This window comes from Citrobacter sp. TBCS-14 (assembly GCF_005280805.1).
Taxonomy (GTDB): domain Bacteria; phylum Pseudomonadota; class Gammaproteobacteria; order Enterobacterales; family Enterobacteriaceae; genus Citrobacter; species Citrobacter gillenii.
The window spans coordinates 1-228 of the sequence record NZ_SZWM01000200.1 but is presented as its reverse complement, the minus strand read 5'-3'; the positions used below and the strand labels follow the sequence as shown (position 1 = coordinate 228).

Below are 228 nucleotides of genomic sequence, written 5' to 3'. Positions count from 1 at the left end.
CATGGCATCGGCTCAGCGACGCTGAGCTGGCTCATCTGAACGCCATGCTACCGACACCGCCTGCGCATCATCCACATTATGCTTTTCGCTTTATCGATCTTTTTGCTGGTATTGGCGGAATTCGTCGCGGTTTTGAAGCGATTGGCGGGCAGTGCGTGTTTACCAGCGAGTGGAACAAGCATGCGGTGCGCACCTACAAGGCGAATCACTACTGCGATCCTCTGCAGC

At 55.3% G+C, this 228-nt stretch carries 1 protein-coding gene; it reads left to right on the top strand.

The annotated features are described in order from the left end of the window. Positions 1-228, top strand: a 228-nt coding sequence (locus FDX22_RS12105; RefSeq protein WP_186805297.1) for a DNA cytosine methyltransferase, incomplete at both ends; no start/stop codon positions are given.